This window comes from Marinobacter manganoxydans MnI7-9 (assembly GCF_000235625.1).
Classification (GTDB): Bacteria; Pseudomonadota; Gammaproteobacteria; order Pseudomonadales; family Oleiphilaceae; genus Marinobacter; species Marinobacter manganoxydans.
Genome location: NZ_AGTR01000080.1, coordinates 145,077 through 166,391 on the forward strand (window position 1 = coordinate 145,077; position 21,315 = coordinate 166,391).

At 54.3% G+C, this 21,315-nt stretch carries 21 protein-coding genes and 1 pseudogene; 12 read left to right on the plus strand and 10 right to left on the minus strand.

Annotated elements, in window-relative coordinates:
• The first annotated feature begins 121 nt into the window (after positions 1 to 121).
• Positions 122 to 493: a globin gene (locus KYE_RS16090; protein WP_008175471.1), complete on the plus strand. Its 372-nt coding sequence runs from the start codon at positions 122 to 124 to the stop codon at positions 491 to 493.
• Between the two features lie 66 nt (positions 494 to 559).
• On the opposite strand, the gene KYE_RS16095 is transcribed toward KYE_RS16090, so the two are convergent.
• Entirely contained in the window at positions 560 to 2,062 is a 1,503-nt protein-coding gene (locus KYE_RS16095) for an MFS transporter (protein ID WP_008175473.1), read from the minus strand.
• Positions 2,063 to 2,108: 46 nt separating this feature from the next.
• The gene (locus KYE_RS16100) at positions 2,109 to 2,570 is read right to left on the minus strand and encodes a universal stress protein (RefSeq protein ID WP_008175475.1); all 462 of its coding nucleotides are present in this window, start codon (positions 2,568 to 2,570) and stop codon (positions 2,109 to 2,111) included.
• 309 nt (positions 2,571 to 2,879) lie between these two features.
• Here KYE_RS16100 and KYE_RS16105 point away from each other — a divergent pair, with 309 nt between their 5' ends.
• Both KYE_RS16105 and KYE_RS16110 read left to right on the plus strand, forming a co-directional pair.
• Complete coding sequence (locus tag KYE_RS16105) at positions 2,880 to 4,241, plus strand: MFS transporter (RefSeq protein WP_008175477.1); 1,362 nt, start codon at positions 2,880 to 2,882, stop codon at positions 4,239 to 4,241.
• A 100-nt stretch (positions 4,242 to 4,341) separates the two neighbouring features.
• Positions 4,342 to 4,800, plus strand: a complete 459-nt coding sequence (locus KYE_RS16110; RefSeq protein WP_008175479.1) for an EVE domain-containing protein — start codon at positions 4,342 to 4,344, stop codon at positions 4,798 to 4,800.
• 24 nt (positions 4,801 to 4,824) lie between these two features.
• On the opposite strand, the gene KYE_RS16115 is transcribed toward KYE_RS16110, so the two are convergent.
• Complete coding sequence (locus KYE_RS16115; protein WP_008175480.1) at positions 4,825 to 5,298, minus strand: hypothetical protein; 474 nt, start codon at positions 5,296 to 5,298, stop codon at positions 4,825 to 4,827.
• 219 nt (positions 5,299 to 5,517) lie between these two features.
• Here KYE_RS16115 and KYE_RS16120 point away from each other — a divergent pair, with 219 nt between their 5' ends.
• From KYE_RS16120 to KYE_RS16145, 6 genes are all read left to right on the plus strand, one after another.
• Entirely contained in the window at positions 5,518 to 6,153 is a 636-nt protein-coding gene (locus KYE_RS16120) for an ion transporter (protein ID WP_008175482.1), read from the plus strand.
• A gap of 40 nt (positions 6,154 to 6,193) precedes the next feature.
• Positions 6,194 to 7,387 carry a tyrosine-type recombinase/integrase gene (locus KYE_RS16125; protein ID WP_158217748.1) on the plus strand — a complete coding sequence of 398 codons (1,194 nt, stop codon included), beginning with the start codon at positions 6,194 to 6,196 and terminating at the stop codon, positions 7,385 to 7,387.
• Positions 7,384 to 9,480, plus strand: a complete 2,097-nt coding sequence (locus tag KYE_RS16130; protein ID WP_008175487.1) for a hypothetical protein — start codon at positions 7,384 to 7,386, stop codon at positions 9,478 to 9,480. Before KYE_RS16125 ends, KYE_RS16130 begins: the two co-directional genes overlap by 4 nt.
• Entirely contained in the window at positions 9,477 to 12,161 is a 2,685-nt protein-coding gene (locus KYE_RS16135; protein ID WP_008175489.1) for a hypothetical protein, read from the plus strand. Before KYE_RS16130 ends, KYE_RS16135 begins: the two co-directional genes overlap by 4 nt.
• Positions 12,158 to 12,673 carry a hypothetical protein gene (locus KYE_RS16140; RefSeq protein ID WP_008175491.1) on the plus strand — a complete coding sequence of 172 codons (516 nt, stop codon included), beginning with the start codon at positions 12,158 to 12,160 and terminating at the stop codon, positions 12,671 to 12,673. Before KYE_RS16135 ends, KYE_RS16140 begins: the two co-directional genes overlap by 4 nt.
• Positions 12,674 to 12,902: 229 nt before the next feature.
• Positions 12,903 to 13,721 (plus strand): ion transporter, encoded by an 819-nt coding sequence (locus KYE_RS16145; protein WP_008175494.1) that lies wholly within the window; start codon positions 12,903 to 12,905, stop codon positions 13,719 to 13,721.
• 259 nt (positions 13,722 to 13,980) lie between these two features.
• On the opposite strand, the gene KYE_RS16150 is transcribed toward KYE_RS16145, so the two are convergent.
• From KYE_RS16150 to KYE_RS16180, 7 genes and pseudogenes are all read right to left on the minus strand, one after another.
• Complete coding sequence (locus tag KYE_RS16150) at positions 13,981 to 14,352, minus strand: hypothetical protein (protein WP_039882093.1); 372 nt, start codon at positions 14,350 to 14,352, stop codon at positions 13,981 to 13,983.
• 23 nt (positions 14,353 to 14,375) lie between these two features.
• Positions 14,376 to 14,621, minus strand: coding sequence for a hypothetical protein (locus KYE_RS16155; protein ID WP_008175498.1), 246 nt, complete (start codon positions 14,619 to 14,621; stop codon positions 14,376 to 14,378).
• 366 nt (positions 14,622 to 14,987) lie between these two features.
• Positions 14,988 to 15,176: a hypothetical protein gene (locus tag KYE_RS16165; RefSeq protein ID WP_008175501.1), complete on the minus strand. Its 189-nt coding sequence runs from the start codon at positions 15,174 to 15,176 to the stop codon at positions 14,988 to 14,990.
• Between the two features lie 30 nt (positions 15,177 to 15,206).
• The gene (locus KYE_RS21575; protein WP_158217749.1) at positions 15,207 to 15,431 is read right to left on the minus strand and encodes a hypothetical protein; all 225 of its coding nucleotides are present in this window, start codon (positions 15,429 to 15,431) and stop codon (positions 15,207 to 15,209) included.
• 13 nt (positions 15,432 to 15,444) lie between these two features.
• Positions 15,445 to 15,588: pseudogene (locus KYE_RS16170) on the minus strand (entry exclusion lipoprotein TrbK); the annotation flags it as partial.
• A 44-nt stretch (positions 15,589 to 15,632) separates the two neighbouring features.
• Complete coding sequence (locus KYE_RS16175; protein WP_008175507.1) at positions 15,633 to 16,529, minus strand: LysR family transcriptional regulator; 897 nt, start codon at positions 16,527 to 16,529, stop codon at positions 15,633 to 15,635.
• A 149-nt stretch (positions 16,530 to 16,678) separates the two neighbouring features.
• Positions 16,679 to 17,305, minus strand: coding sequence for a TetR/AcrR family transcriptional regulator (locus KYE_RS16180; RefSeq protein ID WP_008175510.1), 627 nt, complete (start codon positions 17,303 to 17,305; stop codon positions 16,679 to 16,681).
• A gap of 440 nt (positions 17,306 to 17,745) precedes the next feature.
• Here KYE_RS16180 and KYE_RS16185 point away from each other — a divergent pair, with 440 nt between their 5' ends.
• The 3 genes from KYE_RS16185 to KYE_RS16195 are packed head-to-tail and all read left to right on the plus strand — an operon-like array spanning position 17,746 to position 21,305.
• Entirely contained in the window at positions 17,746 to 18,582 is an 837-nt protein-coding gene (locus KYE_RS16185; protein WP_008175512.1) for an enoyl-CoA hydratase-related protein, read from the plus strand.
• A 46-nt stretch (positions 18,583 to 18,628) separates the two neighbouring features.
• Entirely contained in the window at positions 18,629 to 20,149 is a 1,521-nt protein-coding gene (locus KYE_RS16190) for a phytoene desaturase family protein (protein ID WP_008175513.1), read from the plus strand.
• Entirely contained in the window at positions 20,142 to 21,305 is a 1,164-nt protein-coding gene (locus KYE_RS16195) for an FAD-binding oxidoreductase (protein WP_008175515.1), read from the plus strand. The genes KYE_RS16190 and KYE_RS16195 overlap by 8 nt, the downstream gene beginning before the upstream one ends.
• The last annotated feature ends 10 nt before the right edge of the window (positions 21,306 to 21,315 follow it).

Below are 21,315 nucleotides of genomic sequence, written 5' to 3' on the forward strand. Positions count from 1 at the left end.
GTTTTTTTATGCCTGCTTTCCATCAAAGGCTACCTCCTTACCTGCACAAAATGACGCGCACGCTGGCAAATGCTAGATTCAGGATATTGGATTTAATCCCAAGAGAACCAGGGAGCCTGCCATGTCCTTCGAAGAGCTATTCGACGCGAGCTACGAGCGTGTCCTACAGACCCCACCCGAGGTGCCTGACTTCTTTGAAGGCTTCTATCGCCGGTTCCTGATGTCTTCTCCCGAGGTCCGGGCACTGTTTCGCAATACCGATATGGCCGTTCAGCGGAGTATGCTGAAGAAATCCTTTTTCAGCCTCGTAGCCTTTTACGCCAGCGGCAACGTTGACGATGTCCTTCATCGAATTGCCTGCCTGCACAGCGCCCGCCATCTGAGCATCAAGCCCTACCTCTACGACCTCTGGCTCGACTGCCTGACGGACACCGTAAGAGCCTATGACCAGGAGTGCAGCGACGATATCGAACTGGCCTGGCCCCCAAAATGATGTCCCTTCAAACGCAAAAAAGCCGCCGGGCAATGCCTCGGCGGCCTTTTCTTCAACCGTTCCGGGTTAGCTGGTAGCGGCAGCCTGCCGGCGACGCTCTTCCTCTTCGATCTGGAGATCCACAGAGGACACCTGGTATTCGTCGGCAAAGCCTGACTCCGGCTCCTTCAGCCACATGATGCACAGCAACCAACTGACAAACGCGCCACCGGCAATGATGTAGAAGAACTGGGTCGGGGTTACGAAGGTGAAGATGGTCAGGTACACCACCGCACCCACGTTACCATAAGCGCCCGCCATGCCGGAGATCTGGCCGGTCAGGCGCCTCTTGATAGAGGGTATGATGCCAAAGGTGGCGCCCTCGGCACCCTGCACGAAGAACGAGGTGAATACGGTAATACCCACGGCAATAATCAGCGGCCAGTTAGAGTTCATCAGGCCCATAAGCGCGAAGCCCACCGAGATGCCGAACATGTAACTGAGCATCACAAACCGGCGGTTGCCCATACGGTCTGAAACCAGGCCACCCATTGGGCGTGCCACCAGGTTCACGAAAGCGAAGGAGGCAGCGATAAGGCCGGCTGCGGTCGCACTCAGGCTCCAGGTTTCCTCGAAGAACATCGGCAGCATGGACACCACCGCCAGCTCGGCACCAAAATTGGCGAAGTAGGTGCTGTTCAGAGCTGCAACGCTGTTGAACGGGTACTTGTCGTCCTCGGGCACACCCTGTTTCAGCAAGGGAATATTAACCCGGAGAATCTGGATAATCTGATAGCAGACAATGGCCACGATCACCGCGTAACAGATAGCGGCTCCGGTCGCACTCAGGTACCCCATGTTCTCGATTCGCCATACCAGGATGCCCAGAACGCCCACCAGGGGAATGGTCCAGAGGATCAACTTGATCATGTCCCCCCAGCTGCTGACTTCCAGAGCCACGGCCTTGCGCGGCTTGCGATGAACGGTGCCCGCCGGGCCGTCGGTAATCGCAAACCAGTAGTACACACCATACGCCGCCATCACGATTGCGCTCTGGGCGATGGCCCAGCGCCAGCCGTCTTCACCACCGTACATGTGCAGTGCAATGGTTGGCAGAGTTATAGCCGCAGCGGCCGAGCCGAAATTGCCCCAACCGGCATAGAAGCCTTCGGCAAAGCCGATGTCTTTCGGTTTGAACCACATGGCGGTCATGTGGATACCCACCACAAAGCTGGCACCAATGGAGCTGAGCACCAGGCGGCTGACCAGGAGCTGGGTCATGGTGTTGCCGAACGCAAATACCAGGGCAGGGATGGCCATCAATACCATTAGTACCGAAAACACCCGGCGGGGGCCGAAGCGGTCCAGGGCCATGCCCACGATAATCCGGGCAGGTATGGTCAGCGCTACGTTGGCGATGGCAAACAGGCGAAGATCATCCGCGGTGAGCCAGTTGACGCTTTTGAGCATACTGGATGCCAGCGGCGCCATGTTGAACCACACGTAGAAAGTTATAAAGAATGCGATCCAGGTCAGGTGCAGAGCCCTGACTTCCGGATTTTTGACGTGGAAAACGTCTGCGACTTTCATGTCAGCCTCCCTGGGCTTTCAGATACAGAAACGGTTATAGCCAGACTCAACGGCTGGGCAGAATAAGAAGCGGGCACTGGATGCGACGGGCAAGGAAGGAACTCACGCTGCCGAAGGTCATGTAATCCAGTTCGTCCACGAAGTAAGTCAGTGAGCGGGCAATAAAACCGCCGTCAGGCTCATGGCTGTGGCGGGCGATAACCAGCATGTCCGGATGAACCTTTTTCTCCGCTGCGAACAGCAACATCTTTCGGGCGTCGCCCTCCAGAAGCATGTTTTCGACGGAGATCTGTTCCTGCTCACACACCTCCATGGCCTCGGCGATGTGCTTTTTCAGATCGTTCAACTCTTCCTGGAACATGTCCTCGTTTCCCGAGGTGATGTCGCGGGGGTTTTCGGCAACGGCCACGAGGGTAATGACCGGTTTGAGGTCGCGGAACATGGTGATGGTCTGGGCCAGCGCCAACCTGGCATTTCGCGAGCCGTCGTAGGCAATCATGATTTTCATTTTTGAGTTCTCCAAAGGGCGCTTTCGGTACCCTTTCAAAGGCTATTTCAAGGGGCATCCATTGATATCTGTCAGCATTAGCCCACACTCCGGGGCCGCCCATAATTGACGTAAATCAACGCTGAGAGCGCGTACCCCACCAGAGCAATCAGGGGTCTATCCCCCTGCCCCCAAAACCCTCTGATTGCCTACCACCACTGCACCCAGCAGGAGGTACCTCCAATGCCCCGCATGGAAAAACCCTGGTTTTGGTAAGGTTTAAGAAGTGTTTTCAGACCTCAATTGATGAGCAAGCGGAGGGAGCGGAGCATGGCCAATACCCCGTCAAAGCCAGCGCAATACCGTGCGCTCGGTTTATCCACTTTCGCCTTCACCCTGTGCTTTGCGGTGTGGACCATTTTCTCCATCATCGGGATTCGCATCAGCGAGGATCTCGGGCTGTCGGATACCCAGTTGGGTCTGCTGATGGCCACCCCCATTCTTACCGGCTCAATTAGCCGACTTTTCCTGGGGATATGGACAGACAGGTACGGCGGCCGCTGGGTATTCGGCATTCTGATGCTAACCACCGCCGCCTGCGTGTACCTGCTCACCTTCGCGACCACGTACCTCATGCTGTTGGTAGGCGCTCTGGGCGTTGGCCTGGCAGGTGGTGCGTTTATCGTGGGGGTGGCTTACACGGCGGCCTGGTTTGAACCGGAGCGGCAGGGCACAGCCCTGGGCATTTTCGGTGCGGGCAACGTGGGCGCGGCAGTAACCAATTTCGGGGCCCCGTTCCTGCTGGTGGCATTCGGCTGGGAAAGCACCGCGCAGATCTACGCCACGGTGCTGGCGATTATGGGTGTTGTTTTCATTCTGCTGGCCAAGGAAGATCCCCTGGCGGCAGAGCGGGCTGGCAGCAAGTCCAAAACCTTCCTGGAGCAGATGGAACCCCTACGGGAGCTGAGGGTCTGGCGCTTTGCCCTGTACTACTTCTTTGTGTTCGGCGCCTTTGTGGCTTTGGCCCTCTGGCTGCCGCACTTCCTGATTGGCGTCTACGGCCTGGACATCAAAACCGCCGGCATCATTGCCGCGCTCTACACCATCCCTGCTTCCCTGTTCCGGATTCTGGGCGGCTGGATGTCAGACCGTTTCGGCGCCCGCCGGGTGATGTACTGGACCTTCGGAGCGTCGGTTCTGTGCACATTTCTGCTGAGCTATCCGCCCACCGATTACGTGGTTCAGGGAATTGATGGTGATATCCGCTTTACCCTGGCCATGAACCTGCCCATGTTCGTGGCGCTGATCTTTATCCTCGGATTCTTTATGTCCCTGGGCAAGGCAGCGGTGTACAAACACATTCCGGTTTACTACCCCATGCATGTCGGCGCCGTAGGCGGTGTAGTTGGCATGATCGGCGGGCTTGGAGGATTTATCCTGCCACTGACCTTCGGCGTACTGAACGACCTTACGGGCATCTGGCAGAGCTGCTTTATGCTGATGTTCGTGATCGTTGCAGCTGCCCTGGCGTGGATGCACTACGCAATCCGCTCTGCCGAGCGGGTGGAGTGGGCCGCCAACGAGGAAAGAACGGATTTGCCGGAACTGGCCTCGCCACAGCTGTTTTACCCACTGAACCGCAAAAAGCCCAAAGACCCGCTGGCGCCACCGCCAACAGCCGGCGGATCATAAGGCCGCTTGATTGATTGCCTCTCGTTGCCCCGCACTGCGGGGCTTTTCCGTATAATTGCGGGACTTCAATGAGGCTGATCCGGCAAATGGGAGAAACATCATGGCCAAGTGGCTGGTTAAATCAGAACCTGCGGAATGCGGCATAGAAGATTTTGCGAAAGCCCCGGACGGTGTGATCCCGTGGGACGGAGTGCGTAACTACCAGGCCCGGAATTTCCTGGCCCAAATGGCGGAGGGCGACGAGGTTTTCCTCTACCACTCCAGCTGCAAGCACATCGGGATTGCCGGCATCGTGACGGTTATTCGCAGCGCCTATCCGGACCCAACCCAGTTTGACCCGGAATCGCCCTACTACGATGGCAAGAGCACCAGGGAAAAACCTCGCTGGCAGGCTGTCGACATGAAGTATGTTCGCACCCTGCCAGGGTTGATCCCGCTCGAAGAACTGAAATCCATGGCCGGGCTCGAAGACCTGCCTCTGGTCCGGAAGGGTAACCGGCTCTCTGTGATGCCCGTGGGCGAGGAGGAATGGCAGATCATCCTGAACCAGGCTGGCTGAGACCAGGGATCTGCCATCGGCGCGTCACTCGTCGTGAGAAATCGGATCCGGGCTACGGTCCCAGCCCACCAGTGCCAGAGTCGCAACAACGCCAATCAACAGCCCCATCCAGGGTTCAAAGAATGCCAGCGCGGCGCCAATCAGAACCACCGTGCCCCGGGACGCGTTATCCCTCGGAATCGACATGGCGATGTAGGCGCAGGCAAGACCCGTGGCAATTGGCTGCTCAAGCAGAAAGCGTTCGGCGTCATCCACGAAGACCCGCTTGAGCGCCGCAATCGAGGCAATCAGGGAGGCGTGAATCATTGAGAGTGCAACGGCTTCTTCAAAACTGAGGCCAAAGAAGGCGGTCATTACGGGAATTAATGCCAGGCCTGTCGCAGCTGAAACAAACAGCCCCTGCAGGAACTCGGACCAGCACAGGCGCGTGTGGTAAAAGGGCACGCGGAACGTGAACGGCCCCCAGCGCCAGCCGGGTAACTCCGGTCTATCTTCCATGGATTGTCACTCGCTTTTTGGTTTTATTGTTTGCGACTTGATTATGGGAAGGGTTTGCGGATCGCACGAATGAATATTTCTGATCAGGCTGAATAAATCCTGCTAATTACACCCAGCCAGGCACCTTGCAAAACGAACGACCCATGTTGAGGCTATCCAATTCTGTCCCGGCCCTTTAGAATTCGGCCTTCCCCGAATCTTCTGGAGCCGTCGCCTGCCATGCCGTCCCAACTGAACCCCGCCTCCGGTTTCGAGAAACTCCGCCGCATTGAGTCCAGCAAGGTTTTCCAGGGCGCAGTCATCACCATCATCATCCTGTCGGCACTGACCATTGGCGCCAAAACCTATGATCTGCCGCCCCTGGTGGAGAAGTCGCTCATCGTGATGGACAACGCCATCACCCTGTTTTTCCTGCTGGAAATCCTGTTCCGATTCGGTGTGTGCGCCAACAAGAAACGTTTTCTGTTCGACGGATGGAACCTGTTCGATACCCTGGTGGTCATCGGCAGCCTGATTCCTCTGGATAACTCCGAAGCGGTTCTGCTGGGACGTCTGTTGCGGGTTTTCCGGGTGTTGCGCCTGGTGTCGGTGGTTCCGGAGCTCCGGTTCCTGATCAACTCGCTGCTAAAAGCGATTCCGCGCATGGGCTACATCGCCCTGCTGATGTTCATCATTTTCTATATCTACGCGGCCATGGGGTCGATGTTCTTCGCCAGCGTGGATGAGGAGCTCTGGGGAGATGTGGCCATTGCCATGCTGACCCTGTTCCGGGTGGCTACCTTCGAAGACTGGACCGATGTGATGTTTTCGAGATCACAAAACAGTCTAAGAAAGTGTTGTTCTTTATCGATTTAATCTGATTATACTAATGATAACTAAATTATTGGATTATGTTGTGCTCATCCAAGTAGAAAAGTTTGCAAACAGAACATATGACGGCTACTCGCTGGAGCCATACTGGGTGATCTATAACGAACGCTGGAAGCCACCGTTGGCGCCACTTTTGTTTACTACATTTCTTGCCCGATTCAACACTGTTTTCGAAGCCCGACTTTTCTCGAGTGGAGCAACGCAGAGAAATGGTGGAGAAAAAGTTGAATTAATTGAGAGGACGATATCTGATTCGACGATTCGTGCCTATGTATATGCTCTCGCAAAATTTCTAAGCTACCTGGAGGAATGTCGCTTGGAAGACCAAACACCCGGTATGCATGCGTCAACCTCCTGCAGTGAAAGATTCGTGAATCACTATCTGAATGCAGTCCTCGCTCGCCGACTGAAGTCACCTTCATCGCTTGCCACCCATCGATCAGCGCTTATCGCTTACTACAACTTTCTCCACTACATGGAATTTACGCCTCGTTTGAGATTGGAAATCTCTAGATGCACGAGGCAGGCAATGGCCGAAAGCAGTACCAAACAGCATTACATCCAATACATACCTCGGCACTCACGCAGCGCATTGATTGGACATTGCCGCACTTTAGCTGAAAAGCTGATGATGCGAATGGGATTCGAGGTTGGCCTGCGGACCTCCGAGCTACCAGGTCTTCGCATACCTGCTCTGCAAAAACTATTTCTCCAACTTAACAATAAAGATTTTGAAAACGTCGAGCTGTTCAAATTCTGGTTAGAGGGCAGATATGCCAAAACAGGTAAGTCCCGATGGATCTATTTTGATCGTGAACTTCTTCGCGATATGCAGCGATACTACGAGACAGAGCGACAATGGCTGATTGATGCCAGTGCAAGCAATCATGAAAGTTTTTTTCTCCGAACCGACCAAGGTGGCCTTGGCAAGGAAATCAGCAAGAGCCACGCCACAAATGTTTTCAGGAAAAGAGCAAAAGCGGCGGGTCTCAAACCTGAATTTTCGTTTCATGATCTGCGTCATACATTTGCTACTGAGCTGTTTCATGAGGAAGTCACAGGCCCAGAAGGCAGAGAGACACGCTCCGAATCGGCAGCACTTATTGTCGTTGCACAGCGGCTTGGGCACTCCATAACCAAAAACGGTCATGCGCCAGAGGTGACGACTCGGTACATACGGATGCGCATACAGATGCAAGAAATGGAGGGGATCTTTTGACCGAATTTAACGACACGGTTAAGGAATCTTCCTATGACGACGAAATGAGCAGGGCTTTTGATCAGACCTTGCCCAAATTAGTGGCATCAGCTGGCATCAGCTCAACCCGAATTGCTTTCAAAAGGCGATCTGGTGCAACTGTAACGATCGAGTTGGAACACGACAATCAATATCACCGAGCCATATTCAAAACTTTTTACGCATCTTCTCAAACATCGTGGTTTAGAAACCTCACTGAGAGATCCCAGATAGACCGTTTTGAAACGTTCAAAGGCTTTGTAAATTGGCTGAACAACACTGAACACGAAACTTTTGAGGTCAGACGCTACCAATGCCTCAAAGACTACGAATCATCAAAGATGAACGACGAAGGTTGTAAGAGTTCTCCAATTAAATCTCTTATTCCCGCTTTCAAAGCCGGTCTCGGAAGCAAGTCTCTGACTGAGGAAGAATACTCCTTCATGACGACGCTTTTAAGACTGTCAAAAGCAGCCAGAAACGCAAATCCAGAGCCTTACACGCTTACAGACTGGCTCGCTTTGCCCTGGTTAAGATCGATTCTCGGTGAGCATAAATATTTGTCACTGGAGAGTCCCAGTCGGCTATTAACAAGCTTTCGCGTCACAGTGGCGGCGACACTATCTTACCTGCTCGAAGTACGAGCACGTTGGCAAAAACAGGCTCTGGGCATGACCGAACCACAACTCTCCCAAAATAGTTGGTTTGAGAGTTGGAATATCAACGTACTCCAGCGCTGTGGCGCTTTCGAAGCACATGGTGAGCCGGCGGATGATTTAACACGTCTGCTGTTACTCGACTTCACTAGGCCCGACAAGCAAGCCCAAATCAAACTCCTCATCGCGAGAGAAGGACTTGGAGGACTGAGGAGGAAGCCGTATGTCGACGGAAAGCCCACGCGACCATGGCAGCCTCCTGCTCTTTTTCACCCTGACTACCAGCATTCGTACTCTCCCTTGGAGGAGTGTCTAATGGCCTGGCTAGTAGCCTGCGAAACAGTGCAACCCACCGATATCAATAAACTCAAAACCACTGATTACGCCTACGAACACAATTCTTCTGGCCGCCTAATTGCAATGCAATGCCGCTACTATAAAGGACGAGCGGGATCTTCACGTGAACCAGCCATGCTAATGGCCTCAGATTGCTGGACCAAAGCACAGTATGCTTACATCAATGGACTGCCATATGCTGGGAGGCTTTTTAGTTTCGATGTCTCCAGACAGAAACCAATGCCCAACATCACTGAAAACCCCAATAGCATCTCCAGGCACACAGATATGATATTGCTATGGAACCTATGGCAATTACCACAACTCCAATCCCGAATCGCTAACGCAACCAAAGCCGTCGGCACCCCAACAATATTTTTGGATGCTGTTTTGGCGCTAAAGGAAGGAAGTGAGACTTGGCATTCCAATACAGGAAAAAGTAATGGAACCTTGGAAAACTATAGAAATTCCGTTTCTAGACCCCTACCCACAGTCTTATTCAGTCTGACTCATATAAAAACTACTGCGGTTCACGCTGGGTCGGATCAATACCGTGAGGGAGACCTTATCAATCACCACTCACATACGTCTCGGACAGAAAAACATTCTTACTTGACCGACGCAAATAAGGATTTTGTAAACCGTGCAGGGCGAATCACACGCCTTATACTCAATGATCTTGAAAATGTCGTTTACCAGCCATCAGTCAGTTCGATGGCGAATGCCCTGAAAGATTTGGAGCTGCGCAGCCGAGTAATTGATGCCACAGGATCTGATAATGCTCAGGTTCAAACGCTCTACCCTCCTTCAAAGCAACACGAAACGGACGGTCTGATAATTGTGCCTGACACTGTCGAACAGGCTCTAATGTTCATACATGCAATCGACCAAGCCGAGAATAAATATAAGCAACTGCTTACTGTTCGGCCAGACTGGGTAGAGCGAACCCTGCTGGTTCAGTTGGAGTGGATGACTCGCACATTGCAGAAGATGAGATCCGAAAGCGCCGCACGAGAACAGTATCGCAACCTTAAGCCCCACCTCCCCCCCATGTTTGATCACTTTCTAGAGACTCAAGAATGACAACTCTGACTGCTCGAGACGAATCGTTCCGGCTTGATGGTAGAGAACTCGACGCACGTTTGAGCGCGCTGCCTGGAAACCATAATAACTCTCTCATGGACGATTCGTGGTCGTTCATTGACCACAACAAATACCTTCACAACATAAACTTTAACGAGACTTTGGCTCTTTCCCGTGCCTATCCGGAGTGGAAACATTTGAGGGGTGTCAACTCAGTATTGCTGGTCAAAGGTCTTTGGACATTACTCGCCGAACATTTAACAATTTCGACTTACCCCCTTATTTTCCGAAACCTCATGCTCTGGATGTGGGCCATGGCAGAACATAATGCCGATGTCATCACCCGTGAAAACCTTCCAAACCTCATAAAATTTGTTTTGACTCATACTTGGTCTCGCGAAGGTCCAGTTCCATCAAGAGTATTAAAGGGCAAGCTGACACTCCAGAGGCCAACCTTGCAAAACCTGAAAACAGTTTGTGAGGAAATGGGGTTACCCTTAATCAGCCGAAAAATCTCAGAAGCGCAGGTTAGCGCTACCTTAAAAACACTTATTCCCGAAATAGCAGACGGCGAGCTCACTTACCAAGACTGGAGGCAAGGGAAAAGCTTTAACCTACTTACGCTGGATCACGGTCGCTATTACGTGGAGCACTGTCTGAACTTTTTCGAAGAACATGCTCCACTCGCTATAGCCCTGCGACAAACACAACAAGAATTGCCGAAAATTGCCAAAAAACTCAAGATCAAACCTCAAACACTGAAAGCCATTCTACCCCGGATTCTCGAAGGCAATTCCCCTGAGGAATTTTCTTCGCTAAGTCCGAGATATATCCGCCGCATCCAGCCAGTCGTGCTCAAACATTTCTGGTCTCTCCATCGGCAGACTCGCTTTGAATGTAAGCTCTTGGAAGAGGATATATTGAGAGAAATCGCATTCAAATTTCGATTGGCCGCGTCTCCAGACAACGTAGACCGCTTGCGAGTTGTGATTTGGAACTGGCTTCAGACTCGTGACCAGAAAGAAACGCAGCGCCTCCTTCACGGATGTCACGAAGACGTGTCATGGTCTTCTTTTTTAGAGGCATTGAACGAAGTCAAACAGCGATGCGATGACATGCCCAATTTTTCGCCCACGGTTGCATTTTTTAAGTCTTTTGACCTTCCACCGGAGGGAGCTGTACACGAAACTAAAGCAAATAAACGAGGCCTGCTGGGACAATTTATTAACCGAGTCGCAAAGGCCGGATTAACCAACGTTGCGGCATTAACAGGGTGGCGGAAAAGCGAGTTCGGTTTCCCTTTTACGGCGATTCAGCAAACTCACAACAAAGACAAACTTGATGAGTACGCCTTTCCTCACCGATACCAGATCGATTGGTATGTGCACAAAACCAATGGGCAAGTCCGTGAATTACGTGAGGTGACTTTCAGCACAATTACAATTATTGAACGACTAAAGCGCCTTAACTGCACGGGGGAAAATCAACCATGTCTGTATTCAACGAAATCTTCGAAGAGAAATCAATTCGATTCCAGTATAGCGGTTAATATCGCTGTTACAGCACTGTGGCCTCATTTTGTTTTTAAGTATCCAGGTTTCGAGGCGATCGACGACTGGAAATCATGGCAAACACTGACCCAAATCGAAGCCTCGGGCAACGTTCTTACAATGGCACAACATCAGGAACGAGAGCGCCTTCTTCAAATTAAAGGCGCCGCGGAGTGGAACAGTTTCACCGTAGACGAAAATTTACAGGAGGCCCGGCGACAGGTTCGCGAACAATGGCCAATGCTCTCGTTTGCATGGACCAAGAACAGTGAAGCTAGCGATTGGGTATTACAATATCGGCACGGCGTATTGCGCTCCGATTGGGCTGCACTTCTTGATACTCAACTCTCCGATGAAACCAAGACCTGGCTGTCCTCATTAAGCGACAAAGAATGCAAATCCAATGCAGTAGTTGGAAGAGTGCTGATGAACGAGCTATTGGCTGAGGCGCTGTATCCGAGCCCTCATGCGTTTCGGCATATGTGGGCTGAGGCTATTTATCGGCGTTTTGATGGGGATGCCGGCTGGATGATTCGCTCCCAGTTTAAGCACATTAGTCGCACCATGTGGCTCTCCTATATCCGCAACAAGGACAACCGCGCAGGCCATCAGCGTGCAAAACTCAGGGTAATCCACTCGTTAGTAAGAAACTACATCCAACACCACGGAGAGGGATACGCTGGTCAGATGAACAAGCTGCTTCGGCGACTATCACGTTCAACCCAGGTACTAAGTTCCGAGCAGCAAATGGAGCTCGCAGACCAATTGGCGACAAAGGAAATCGAAAACATTAAAGCTAATCCTTGGGGCTACTGCCTTCTGATGCGCCGGACGCGCCACAAAGCCAAATGCGCTGAAGGTGGCGAACCGATGCGCCACAATGCGTCGCCAGAATTATGCCTCGGATGCCTCCACAATTTCATGCAGACCCAGAATGTAGAGTGGATGTTGCTTACAATTATTCACCATGTCGAGGCCCTCAATGATCCTGTTGTACCGGGTATTTTCAAGCACTCCTCCTACGAACTGGTTAGCAATACTGCACGCCATCTCCGAACACTAAACGCAACACACGAAGCACTCCCGGAATTGGAGACCGCCCTAGAGAACTATCGATTGAGGGCTGCATGATGGTAATGGGGTATCTGAAAGATCGTTTAGAGAAAGCAGCTAAAGAAACAGGGGAAAATCCCCCGAGCTGGGTATCGGAAAAAAACGCCAGCGGGGCGGCATGGAAATGTGTTGAGGAGTTAAGACGCGAAAAGGAACTCTTTATAAGACGCCACCGAACAAGCACCGATTTCTCAATTAAGAAACACTATCAAATTAAAGGTTCTGAGGTAGCAAGGACGCTGGGAATGAATCGATCCGCCCTGATGAACACCTCAAGTTTTTCAGGCGATCTAGCACAGTACATTGAGGCAGTTAACTCAGAACTGGAAAAGGCAAAAAACGAAAAGCTGAGACGGGCTCAAAGTCCTACGCCAGGCGGAATGCATCGGAGCAAGAAAGAGGATTTGATTGAACGAGTCCGATTAGCCGAACATCGTTATGATGAGCTGAAAATGCGGCTCGAAGAGCCGCTGAATGAAATATATGACGAGCTTCCTCTCCCGATAAAAAAGAAACTAGGGATTGCCTGAGCAATAATGAGTAATGGCTGAACGAGTTGATATCGGCCATTGGGACATTGCAATACCTTGAACAAAGTACTGTTTAGGCAATTTTGTAGAAAGTTCTTTTGCACGTGGCGGTCAATTCCCATATTGCCGGATCTAAGGGTCTGCGAGCCACGGCGCCGCAAAGCCGCGAAAGACGATGAAGTGCGAGTAGAATCACAGACCTCCTGCATTTCCGAAGAGAATTAATCAAATGGAATCAAATGCATACTCTCAGTCCCTTGTTTTTTCCAAGTTGCGAAGCATTGAGGCGAGCCCAATTTTTCAGGGCGTAGTTATCGCAATCATTGTGCTATCGGCTCTAACTATTGGCGCTAAAACCTACGACCTACCTCCGATATTCGAGAAATCGTTGACGTTTTTTGACAATGCAATCACAGTATTTTTTTTGTTAGAAATTCTGTTCCGATTTTCCGCCTGCCCAGTAAAACGTCGTTTCTTTCTCGATGGCTGGAATATTTTCGACACTCTCGTGGTCATTGGTAGCCTCGTCCCCTTGGATAACTCAGAAGCGATTCTGCTAGGGAGACTACTCCGAATATTCCGAGTGTTGCGGCTAGTCTCTGTCGTCCCGGAACTAAGATTTTTGATTAATTCACTGCTCAAAGCTATTCCCCGCATGGGATACATCGCCCTGCTGATGTTCATCATATTTTACATCTATGCCGCAATGGGCTCGATGCTCTTCGCTAACGTGGACGAGTTTCTCTGGGGTGATTTATCCATTGCGATGCTCACGCTCTTCCGGGTGGCAACCTTTGAGGATTGGACAGATATAATGTATCAGACGATGGAATTCTATCCGCTGAGCTGGATCTATTATTTGACGTTTATCTTCTTAACTGCATTTGTATTCCTGAACATGATGATCGGTGCCATTCTGGAAGTAATGAGCGAGGAACAAAACGCCAAACAGGCTCAGGACGCTCATGATGAAAGAGATGAAATTACTCGTCAGCTACGACAGGTGCAGGATCAACTAAAAGAGTTGACAGAGAAAATTGGGCGGTAGCGGATGAGCCATGGACCTGCCCCAGTGCAGTCGACACTCCTAGCCTAGGTACCAGCTATGCATGACCTCGTTACAGTACTGTGGGCTTGAAATAAAGTTGGTAACAAATCAGCGCCGAAGGCCGCATAAAATGGATTTGCGAACACGACCCTGGAAAATAGAATAGGTAACTTTTGGCAAAAATTCGCTGTTCAAACGCCGGAAAGCCTGCAACCCGTACTAATAAAGTTGGTAACTTTGTACCGTTTTCCAATCCTGTTTAGTTGTCAGCCCTGGCTGTGCGAATAAGGTATCCATTCGGGCGAGCAATGGTGTAACGGTCGTTGTCCCTGGTAACGGTCCAGGTTTCCTGAATCTTTCGGTCATCAACCAGAAGCGTTACCTGTACTCGGTCGTTACCAGTTAGGAGAGTGCAACCTGGTTCATCATTACTGGGGTCGTTGTCTCCGAACCCGGTTTCACAGTGATCAGGTCCAAACACTCTTGCGGTTCGGTCGTCGTCAATTTGAACTTCGATCCCAGCACCGAGCATGACATCCGGCTTCGGCTGGTTATCCATGATTTCCTGAACCTGGTCGCAACCCACGAGCATCGTCAAAAGAGCTGCCAGCAACCCCTTCATTGGCATCATCTGCTTACCCTTCCGGACTCCCATTACTCATAAATTGCGCATACGCCAATTGCTTGCCAGTCGGCTTCCCTTGGCTCAAAACCATCAACCCATGGCCACTCAATGTTTACATCCATCGTCTCGGAAGCAAAATCGCAGCGCTCGTGATTGATGAAATCTATTTCCCAATCACCATCCTGGTACGCGAAAGCACAAACTTGATCAAACCCGTTCGGCACCGTCGGTAGATTGAAGCCTGGCTTTACTTTCGTATGCTCTTTAGTCGCCATAACACCCCTCCTGTCGGATTCCCATCATAAAATTGTCGTTCGCTTCGATACTCGCCATCCGGTCTTATGGCCAAGCCATACCAGGACAGCGGCCACAACCAATGAGCAGCCCATCACGAGACCAAACCCAAGAAGTCTCAGAAAAGCATCTTGCAACTCATCCACCTGGCTAGCAGACATATCGACTGCCACCAGGGACACGCCACAGAAAACCAAGAACGGGGCGAGGTAAAAGATCTTAGTCAATGGCCACCGCCGCTGTTCTGCAACTCCCGCGAGGACCGACACTGCGAGTCCGACTACTAGGAGCCCCGCTCCGATAAATGCCATATTGTCTATCATGCTAAGCCCCTTTGCCGGATTCCATCATTCTATTTTGTTAGGGACACACACCCAGCTCGCTAACTCTTTGTCAGAACCATCAAGGCCTGCCTTCCAGGTGTCGCCCGCATGTTCGCAAGCAGGCTGTGACGCAAAATCGCTGACGCTATGAATGGCTTTGCCGTCGTAGGAGGTGCCCGCATTGGCGAGTGTCAGTATCAAGATCCATTTCATAAATCTTTACCCCGGCGAATTCCCATATCGTCAAACAAACTTGAGGGACGAGATTTTTACTACCATGTAACTGTTTCCCGGTAGCATTACTGCGACCCCGCCATCCAGACAGCCTTCTGAATTCCACTCGATGTTCGCAAAGGCGAATTCCAGATCCGATCCAACCAAATCCTGATGGTCTTTGGATTCCAGCACCGTCCCTTGTACCGTCGCGGCCAAAATATCAGCAGGGTTTATGCCTTTTAGATTCATCATCATTGGATTCCAGCTTGCACTGCTCGCGCAGCTCCTTCAGCCGCGCGGGATCGGCCGCGAGCTCATCAACCGAGGGCAACGCCGATGGCGTCGGTGCTTCGGACTGGCCGCAGGCCGTGAGGGCCAGGACACATAGAAGCGGTATGATCTTCTTCATGGCTCGAGTTCCTCCAAGGTATCGATCTGGCTGGATGATGTGAACTAGGCGCCCTCCGAAGACTCGATGGTCTGTACCCGCTCGATGAAACGAGCCAGCGTCGCCGAGGGTTCGCGCGTCGAGCGCAGCAGGTAGGTCGTAAGTTCTGGAGAGCAGCCCGCCAGTGGGCGACCAACAACCCCGGATTCTCGGCAGGCTGGGATGTTCGACTCTCCCGTCAATCCCAGGGCGAAACCGGCTGCCACAAGCGCCATCATCAGGTCGCAGGAGGCCACCTGCTCCGCGACCAGCGGCTCCACTTCAGCCTGGCGCAGGAAACGCTCGACTTGGCGCGCATGGCCTTCGCACGCCTGTGGGTCACATAACACCAGTGGATAACGCAGCAGTTCTTCCAACGGAATGCGCTTGTGGGACAGGATGGGATGGCGCTCCGGCACTGCCACCACCAGCGGCTCGCTCCAGGCCGGAGTGGCGACGACGCCATCCCCGACCTCATCCGACTGGGCAAAACCCACGTCATACAAATCGTCGTGCAGTCCCTTGATCTGCTGCGACAACGGCACTTCAGACAGGCGAATCTCGACTTCCGGCTCCTCTTGCCGGCATAGCGCCAGGAACGAGGAAAAACGCGACGGGGAGATCCCGTCCGAGAGAGCCACCCGCAGTTGACCGCGGAACCCGTTGGCGGCGGCCTTCACGCTGTCGCGAGCTTGTTGCAGCGCAGTGAACACACGCGGCACATGCTCCAGAAACAGCCGCCCCGCATGCGTAAGCCTCGTGCTCCGCGTGGTCCGCATGAAAAGCTGTGTGCCTAGCTCCTCTTCGAGATCCTTGATTGCACGCGACAAAGGCGACTGCTCAATGTGCAACCGCTCAGCCGCCCGCGCAAAGTGTAGCTCCTCTGCAACAGCAAGGAAGCAGCGCAGATGCCGAAGCTCCATTGCTTCATCCTCTCCTTCGGTATGTCACTGGCTGATCCGAGATATAGGAACACCAGCAACAGGCATGTTATTCAGTTCCTCGGCCAGCAACGAAGATGCAGCAACCCCACCGATCCAGCCTCATACCCTTCTCACATGAGGCAGGGTTATCACGCGCTCGCTGTTTGCGCCCTGAACAGATGCTCGAAGCCTTGCAGGGTGCTGTCCACGAAACGCTCGTCGGTGGTGCCGACGGGGAAATGCAAGACACTGTGAATCACCAGAGAGGCCAGACCATGGGTATAGGACCAGCCAGCTAGCGCGGCCCGGCGAACCTCTGGTGTTTCCACGTCCAGCCCAAGCATCTCGGCGATGATGCGCTTGAGTTCGCCGAAGGCCTCCTCACGCGCAGCGAGCAGTTCCGGGATCATCTCGCCGTTGGCGAACTCGGGTCCGAACATGAGCTGATAGAGGGCCGGATTGCTGCGAGCGAAGCTGAAGTAGGCCAGGCTGGCGTTGCGCAGTTTCTGCACGCCGTCACTGTTGGTATCCCTGATCACCAGCACCTTGGCCAGCTCGCGGAAGCCCTGAGCGGCCAGGTGGCCGATGAGCTCAGCGCGGTTGGCATAGTGGTGGTAGGCGGCGGTCGAGCTGACGCCGACCCGCTCCGAAACCGCCCGCAGAGAGAGCTTGGTCGGCCCCACCTCCTCAAGCATCTCCCGAGCTGCATCGAGCAGTTGGGGAGCCAGGTTGCCCACATGGTAGGTATCGCGCGAGCGGACGGAGGTCTTGGTCATGCTTGGGTAGCCTCGACTGGAGGTAGTTGGAAGGGGGTGAACTGCCTTGATCTTAGCACAGAAAAATATCTTGACAGCGATAAGATTGATTCGTAGACTGCGCTCCACAACAAAGCCGAAAGAGGGGGCACCCTTTACGGCAAAAGCCCGGAAACCGATGGACCTGGCCCGTGCCAGAAAGCCCACCGAATACCCAGGAGCAAACCATGACCGCAAGTACGCCTGAGTCGATCCTGTCACCGAGTCATGCAAGGAGCCCTGATTTCATACAGCTCCATGGCGGCTCGCGACGCCTCCTATGCATGGGTCATCACCTCTTCTGCAAGCGCCCGTTCCGGGGCGCTCACCCGTCTTGTCCAACCCGGCGAAGCACATGATCGATTTCGTCGCGCGGGTTCGTGTCTGACTCTTTACCGCCACGCCAAGCAAGAGGTTTCACCATGGCTTCACCCTACGAATGCTTCGAGGTGTCTGTCGAGGACAGCATCGCCCACCTGCAACTGAGCCGTCCCGACAAGGCCAATAGCCTGACACGGGCCTTCTGGAGTGAGCTGCCGGAGGCGGTCGGCGAGCTGAGTCGTTCGGGCAAGGTGCGGGCGATGGTCATATCGGCGCAGGGCAAGGTCTTCTGCGGCGGCCTGGATATGCAGATGTTTTCTACCGCCAAGGAGTTCCATGCGACCTGCCCCGAAGAGCGCGAGGTCCTGCAAGCCAACCTGGAGCGGATGCAGGATGCATTGAATGCTCTGGAGCGTGCGCGCTTTCCAGTGATTGCCGCAATACAGGGCGCCTGTCTCGGTGGCGGCTTTGATCTGGTTTCTGCCTGTGACCTGTGCTTTGCATCCGAGTCCGCCAAGTTCCGCATCGAGGAAACCAACGTCGGCATGATGGCCGATCTGGGAGTATTGCAGCGCCTGCAGCGTCTGATTCCTGCAGGCGTGGCGCGCTATCTGGCACTGACCGGCGACACCCTGGATGCTGCCGAGGCGTATCGGTTGGGGTTGCTGGCCAAGATTTTCCCGACCAACGAGGCCCTGCTCGAAGGTGCTTTCGCCGCCGCCAGACGCATTGCCGAGCGCCCGCCCGTGGCCATAAACGGTATCAAGCGCGCCATGCTCTACAGCCGCGACCATGGGGTCTACGAGTCCCTGCAACACACGGTGCTGCTGCAAAGCGCCATCCTGAGTGGGCAGGACATCCTGCGTTCGGTCGGTGCGCGGGCGACCGGAGTTTCGCCGCAGTTCGCCGATCTGATTGAACTACAGCGCACTTTTTAGGGCGTTTTTTTAACCAAATCTTATCAATGATAAGTTTGAGGTAATCATGAAGCACTATGACGCCGTGGTGATCGGCGCCGGCAATGCCGGGCTGACCGCAGCAACCGCGCTGCAGCGTGGCGGCAGCCGCACTCTGCTGCTGGAGCGACACAATATTCCGGGCGGCTGCGCGACCTCCTTCGTGCGCGGCGACTTCGAGTTCGAGGTAGCGCTGCATCAGCTCAGTGGCCTGGGCACCAAGGACAAGCCTTTCGTCATGCGCCAGTTATTCGACAAGCTGGGTGTGCTGGACAAGGTCGAGTTCGTCCAGGAGCACGATCTGTATCGCCTGGTGGTACCCGGCGAGCTGGACGTCACCCTGCCGGCCAGTTGGACCGGGCTGCGCAACTTGCTGCAGGGGATGTTCCCGGCCGAAAGCGAGGCCATCGAGCGTTTTCTGCTGGTCTGCGAGAAGGTGTCGCTGGAAGGTTTCATGACCCTGCCGAAGGCGCGCAAGGCCAACAGCGATGCGGCTCTCCAGTCGCTGTGCCCGTATTACGTGCAGTACGGTTTCCGTTCGGCCCGCGACGTGCTCGACGAGTTCTTCAGCGACGCGAAGCTGAAGAACGTACTGGCGACCTACTGGCTCTACCTTGGAGTGCCACCGAGCATGCTGCCGTTTCCAGACCTGGCGGTGATGCTCTATGCCTACGCGGTGTTCAAGCCCTGGCACATCAAGGGCGGCTCCCAGGCCATGTCGACGGCTCTGGTGGAGTCGTTCCTTGAGGCCGGCGGCGAGGTGCGTTTCAACTGCGGCGTGGAGAAGATCCTGACCGAGGACGGCCGGGTATGCGCTGTGCGCCTGGAGGGTGGCGAGCGAGTGTCCTGTGATGCGGTGGTGTCCAATGCCAGCCCGCTGATCACCTTCAACGAACTGCTGGATCTGGAGCGTCCGCCACTGGCGATTCAGCAGGATTTCAAATCCCGGCGCATGGGTACCTCGGCCTTCGTGATCTACCTCGGCCTGGACTGCACGCCGCAGGAACTGGGCGTGACCGCGGCCTCCAGTTTCATCTACGAGACGCTGGACGAGGAGCAGATCCATGACCGCATGGGCACGCTGCAGACCCCGCTGGGCGGGATGCTCACTTGCTACAACTTCGAAGATCCAAGCGCCGCGCCACCCGGCAAGAGCCAGGTGATGCTGGTCTGCCTGCAGTACGGCGACGTGTGGAAGTCGGTGGCACCCGAGGACTACGCCCGTACCAAGTATGACTTCGCCGAGAAGCTCATCGCTCTGATCGAGAAGGTCTACCCCAAGGTGCGCCAATACATCGAGGAGGTCGAGGTAGCCACACCGCTGACCATGATGCGCTACCTCAACACCCCCGGCGGCGCCATCTACGGCTTCCAGCAGAGCGCCCAGGACTCGGCCCTGCTGCGCGAGCGCCTGGACGGCGTGCCGGGCCTTTACATCGCCGGCTCATGGACGTCCATGGGCGGCTTCCAGCCGACCTACATGGCGGGCGAGTCCACGGCCAGAGCGGTGCTCAAACAGTTGAAAGTCAAAGAGGTGGAACATGTCTGAGCAGAACCTGCTGAACTCCATCGCCGGCTTCCGCGAGGCGTGGCAAGCCAAGGAAGCGCTGGAACGCAGCGGCACCGACTTCCACGAGATCAAGGGCGAGGTCGCCAGCACTGTTGTGCAGCTGCACCCGAAACGGCTGGAACTGGAGGTCGCCGAGGTGATCGACGAGACAGCCAGCACCCGGACCCTACGCCTGGTCGCAACGGATCACAGCCTGTTGCCCCCCTTCCAGGCCGGGCAGTACATCAACCTGTTCGTCGAGATCGATGGGGTGGCGACCGCTCGGCCCTACGCCATTTCGTCCTCGCCATCGCAGCGGGTGTACTACGACCTGACCGTGAAGCGGGCCCAGGGTGGTTTCGTCTCCAACTACCTGCTCGACCGGGTGGCGGCAGGGCAACGCTTCCTAAGTTCCGGGCCGATGGGCACCTTCCACCACAACCCGCTGTACCACGGCGACGATCTGGTGTTCCTCGCCGGCGGATCGGGTGGCGCCCCCGCGCGCAGCATCCTGCTGGACATCCTCGACCGTGGCCTGTCGCATCGCTTTCACCTCGTCTACGTGAACAGCTACATCGACGACGTGATCTTCGACGATGAATTCCGCGAGCTGGCCAACCGTCACGAGAACTTCACCCTGAGCGAGGTTATCTCCCGCCCGCCCACCGGCTACTGGGGTTACACGGGGCGTCTGACGGAAGAGCTGTTGCAGCGTCTGCTCGGCGACATCGGTAACAAGATGTTCTACATCTGCGGCCCGACCCCGTTCAACGACAACTGCGTCGAACTGCTCACTAGGTTGGGTGTCAAGCGTCGGCGCATCCGCGTCGAGGCCAACGGCGCACCCAAGGCGCCGAACGAGCAGACGGGATGGCCAGAAGGCGTCTCGCTGGACGACGAGGTCACCGTGACGGTACGTGGCCGCGGCAGCTTCCGCAGCCGTGTCGGCGAACCATTGCTCAATGCTCTGGAACGCAACGGCTACGGCACCGAGAACGCCTGCCGCTCCGGCGAATGCAGCCTGTGCCGGGTCAAGCTGGTTTCCGGTGCTGTGTTCAATCCGCAGGAGGCTCATCTGCGCAAGTCCGACCGCGATTTCGGCTGGATCTATTCCTGCGTCGCGTTCCCCACGGGGGATATCGAGATCCAGCTCTAGCCTCCAGTTC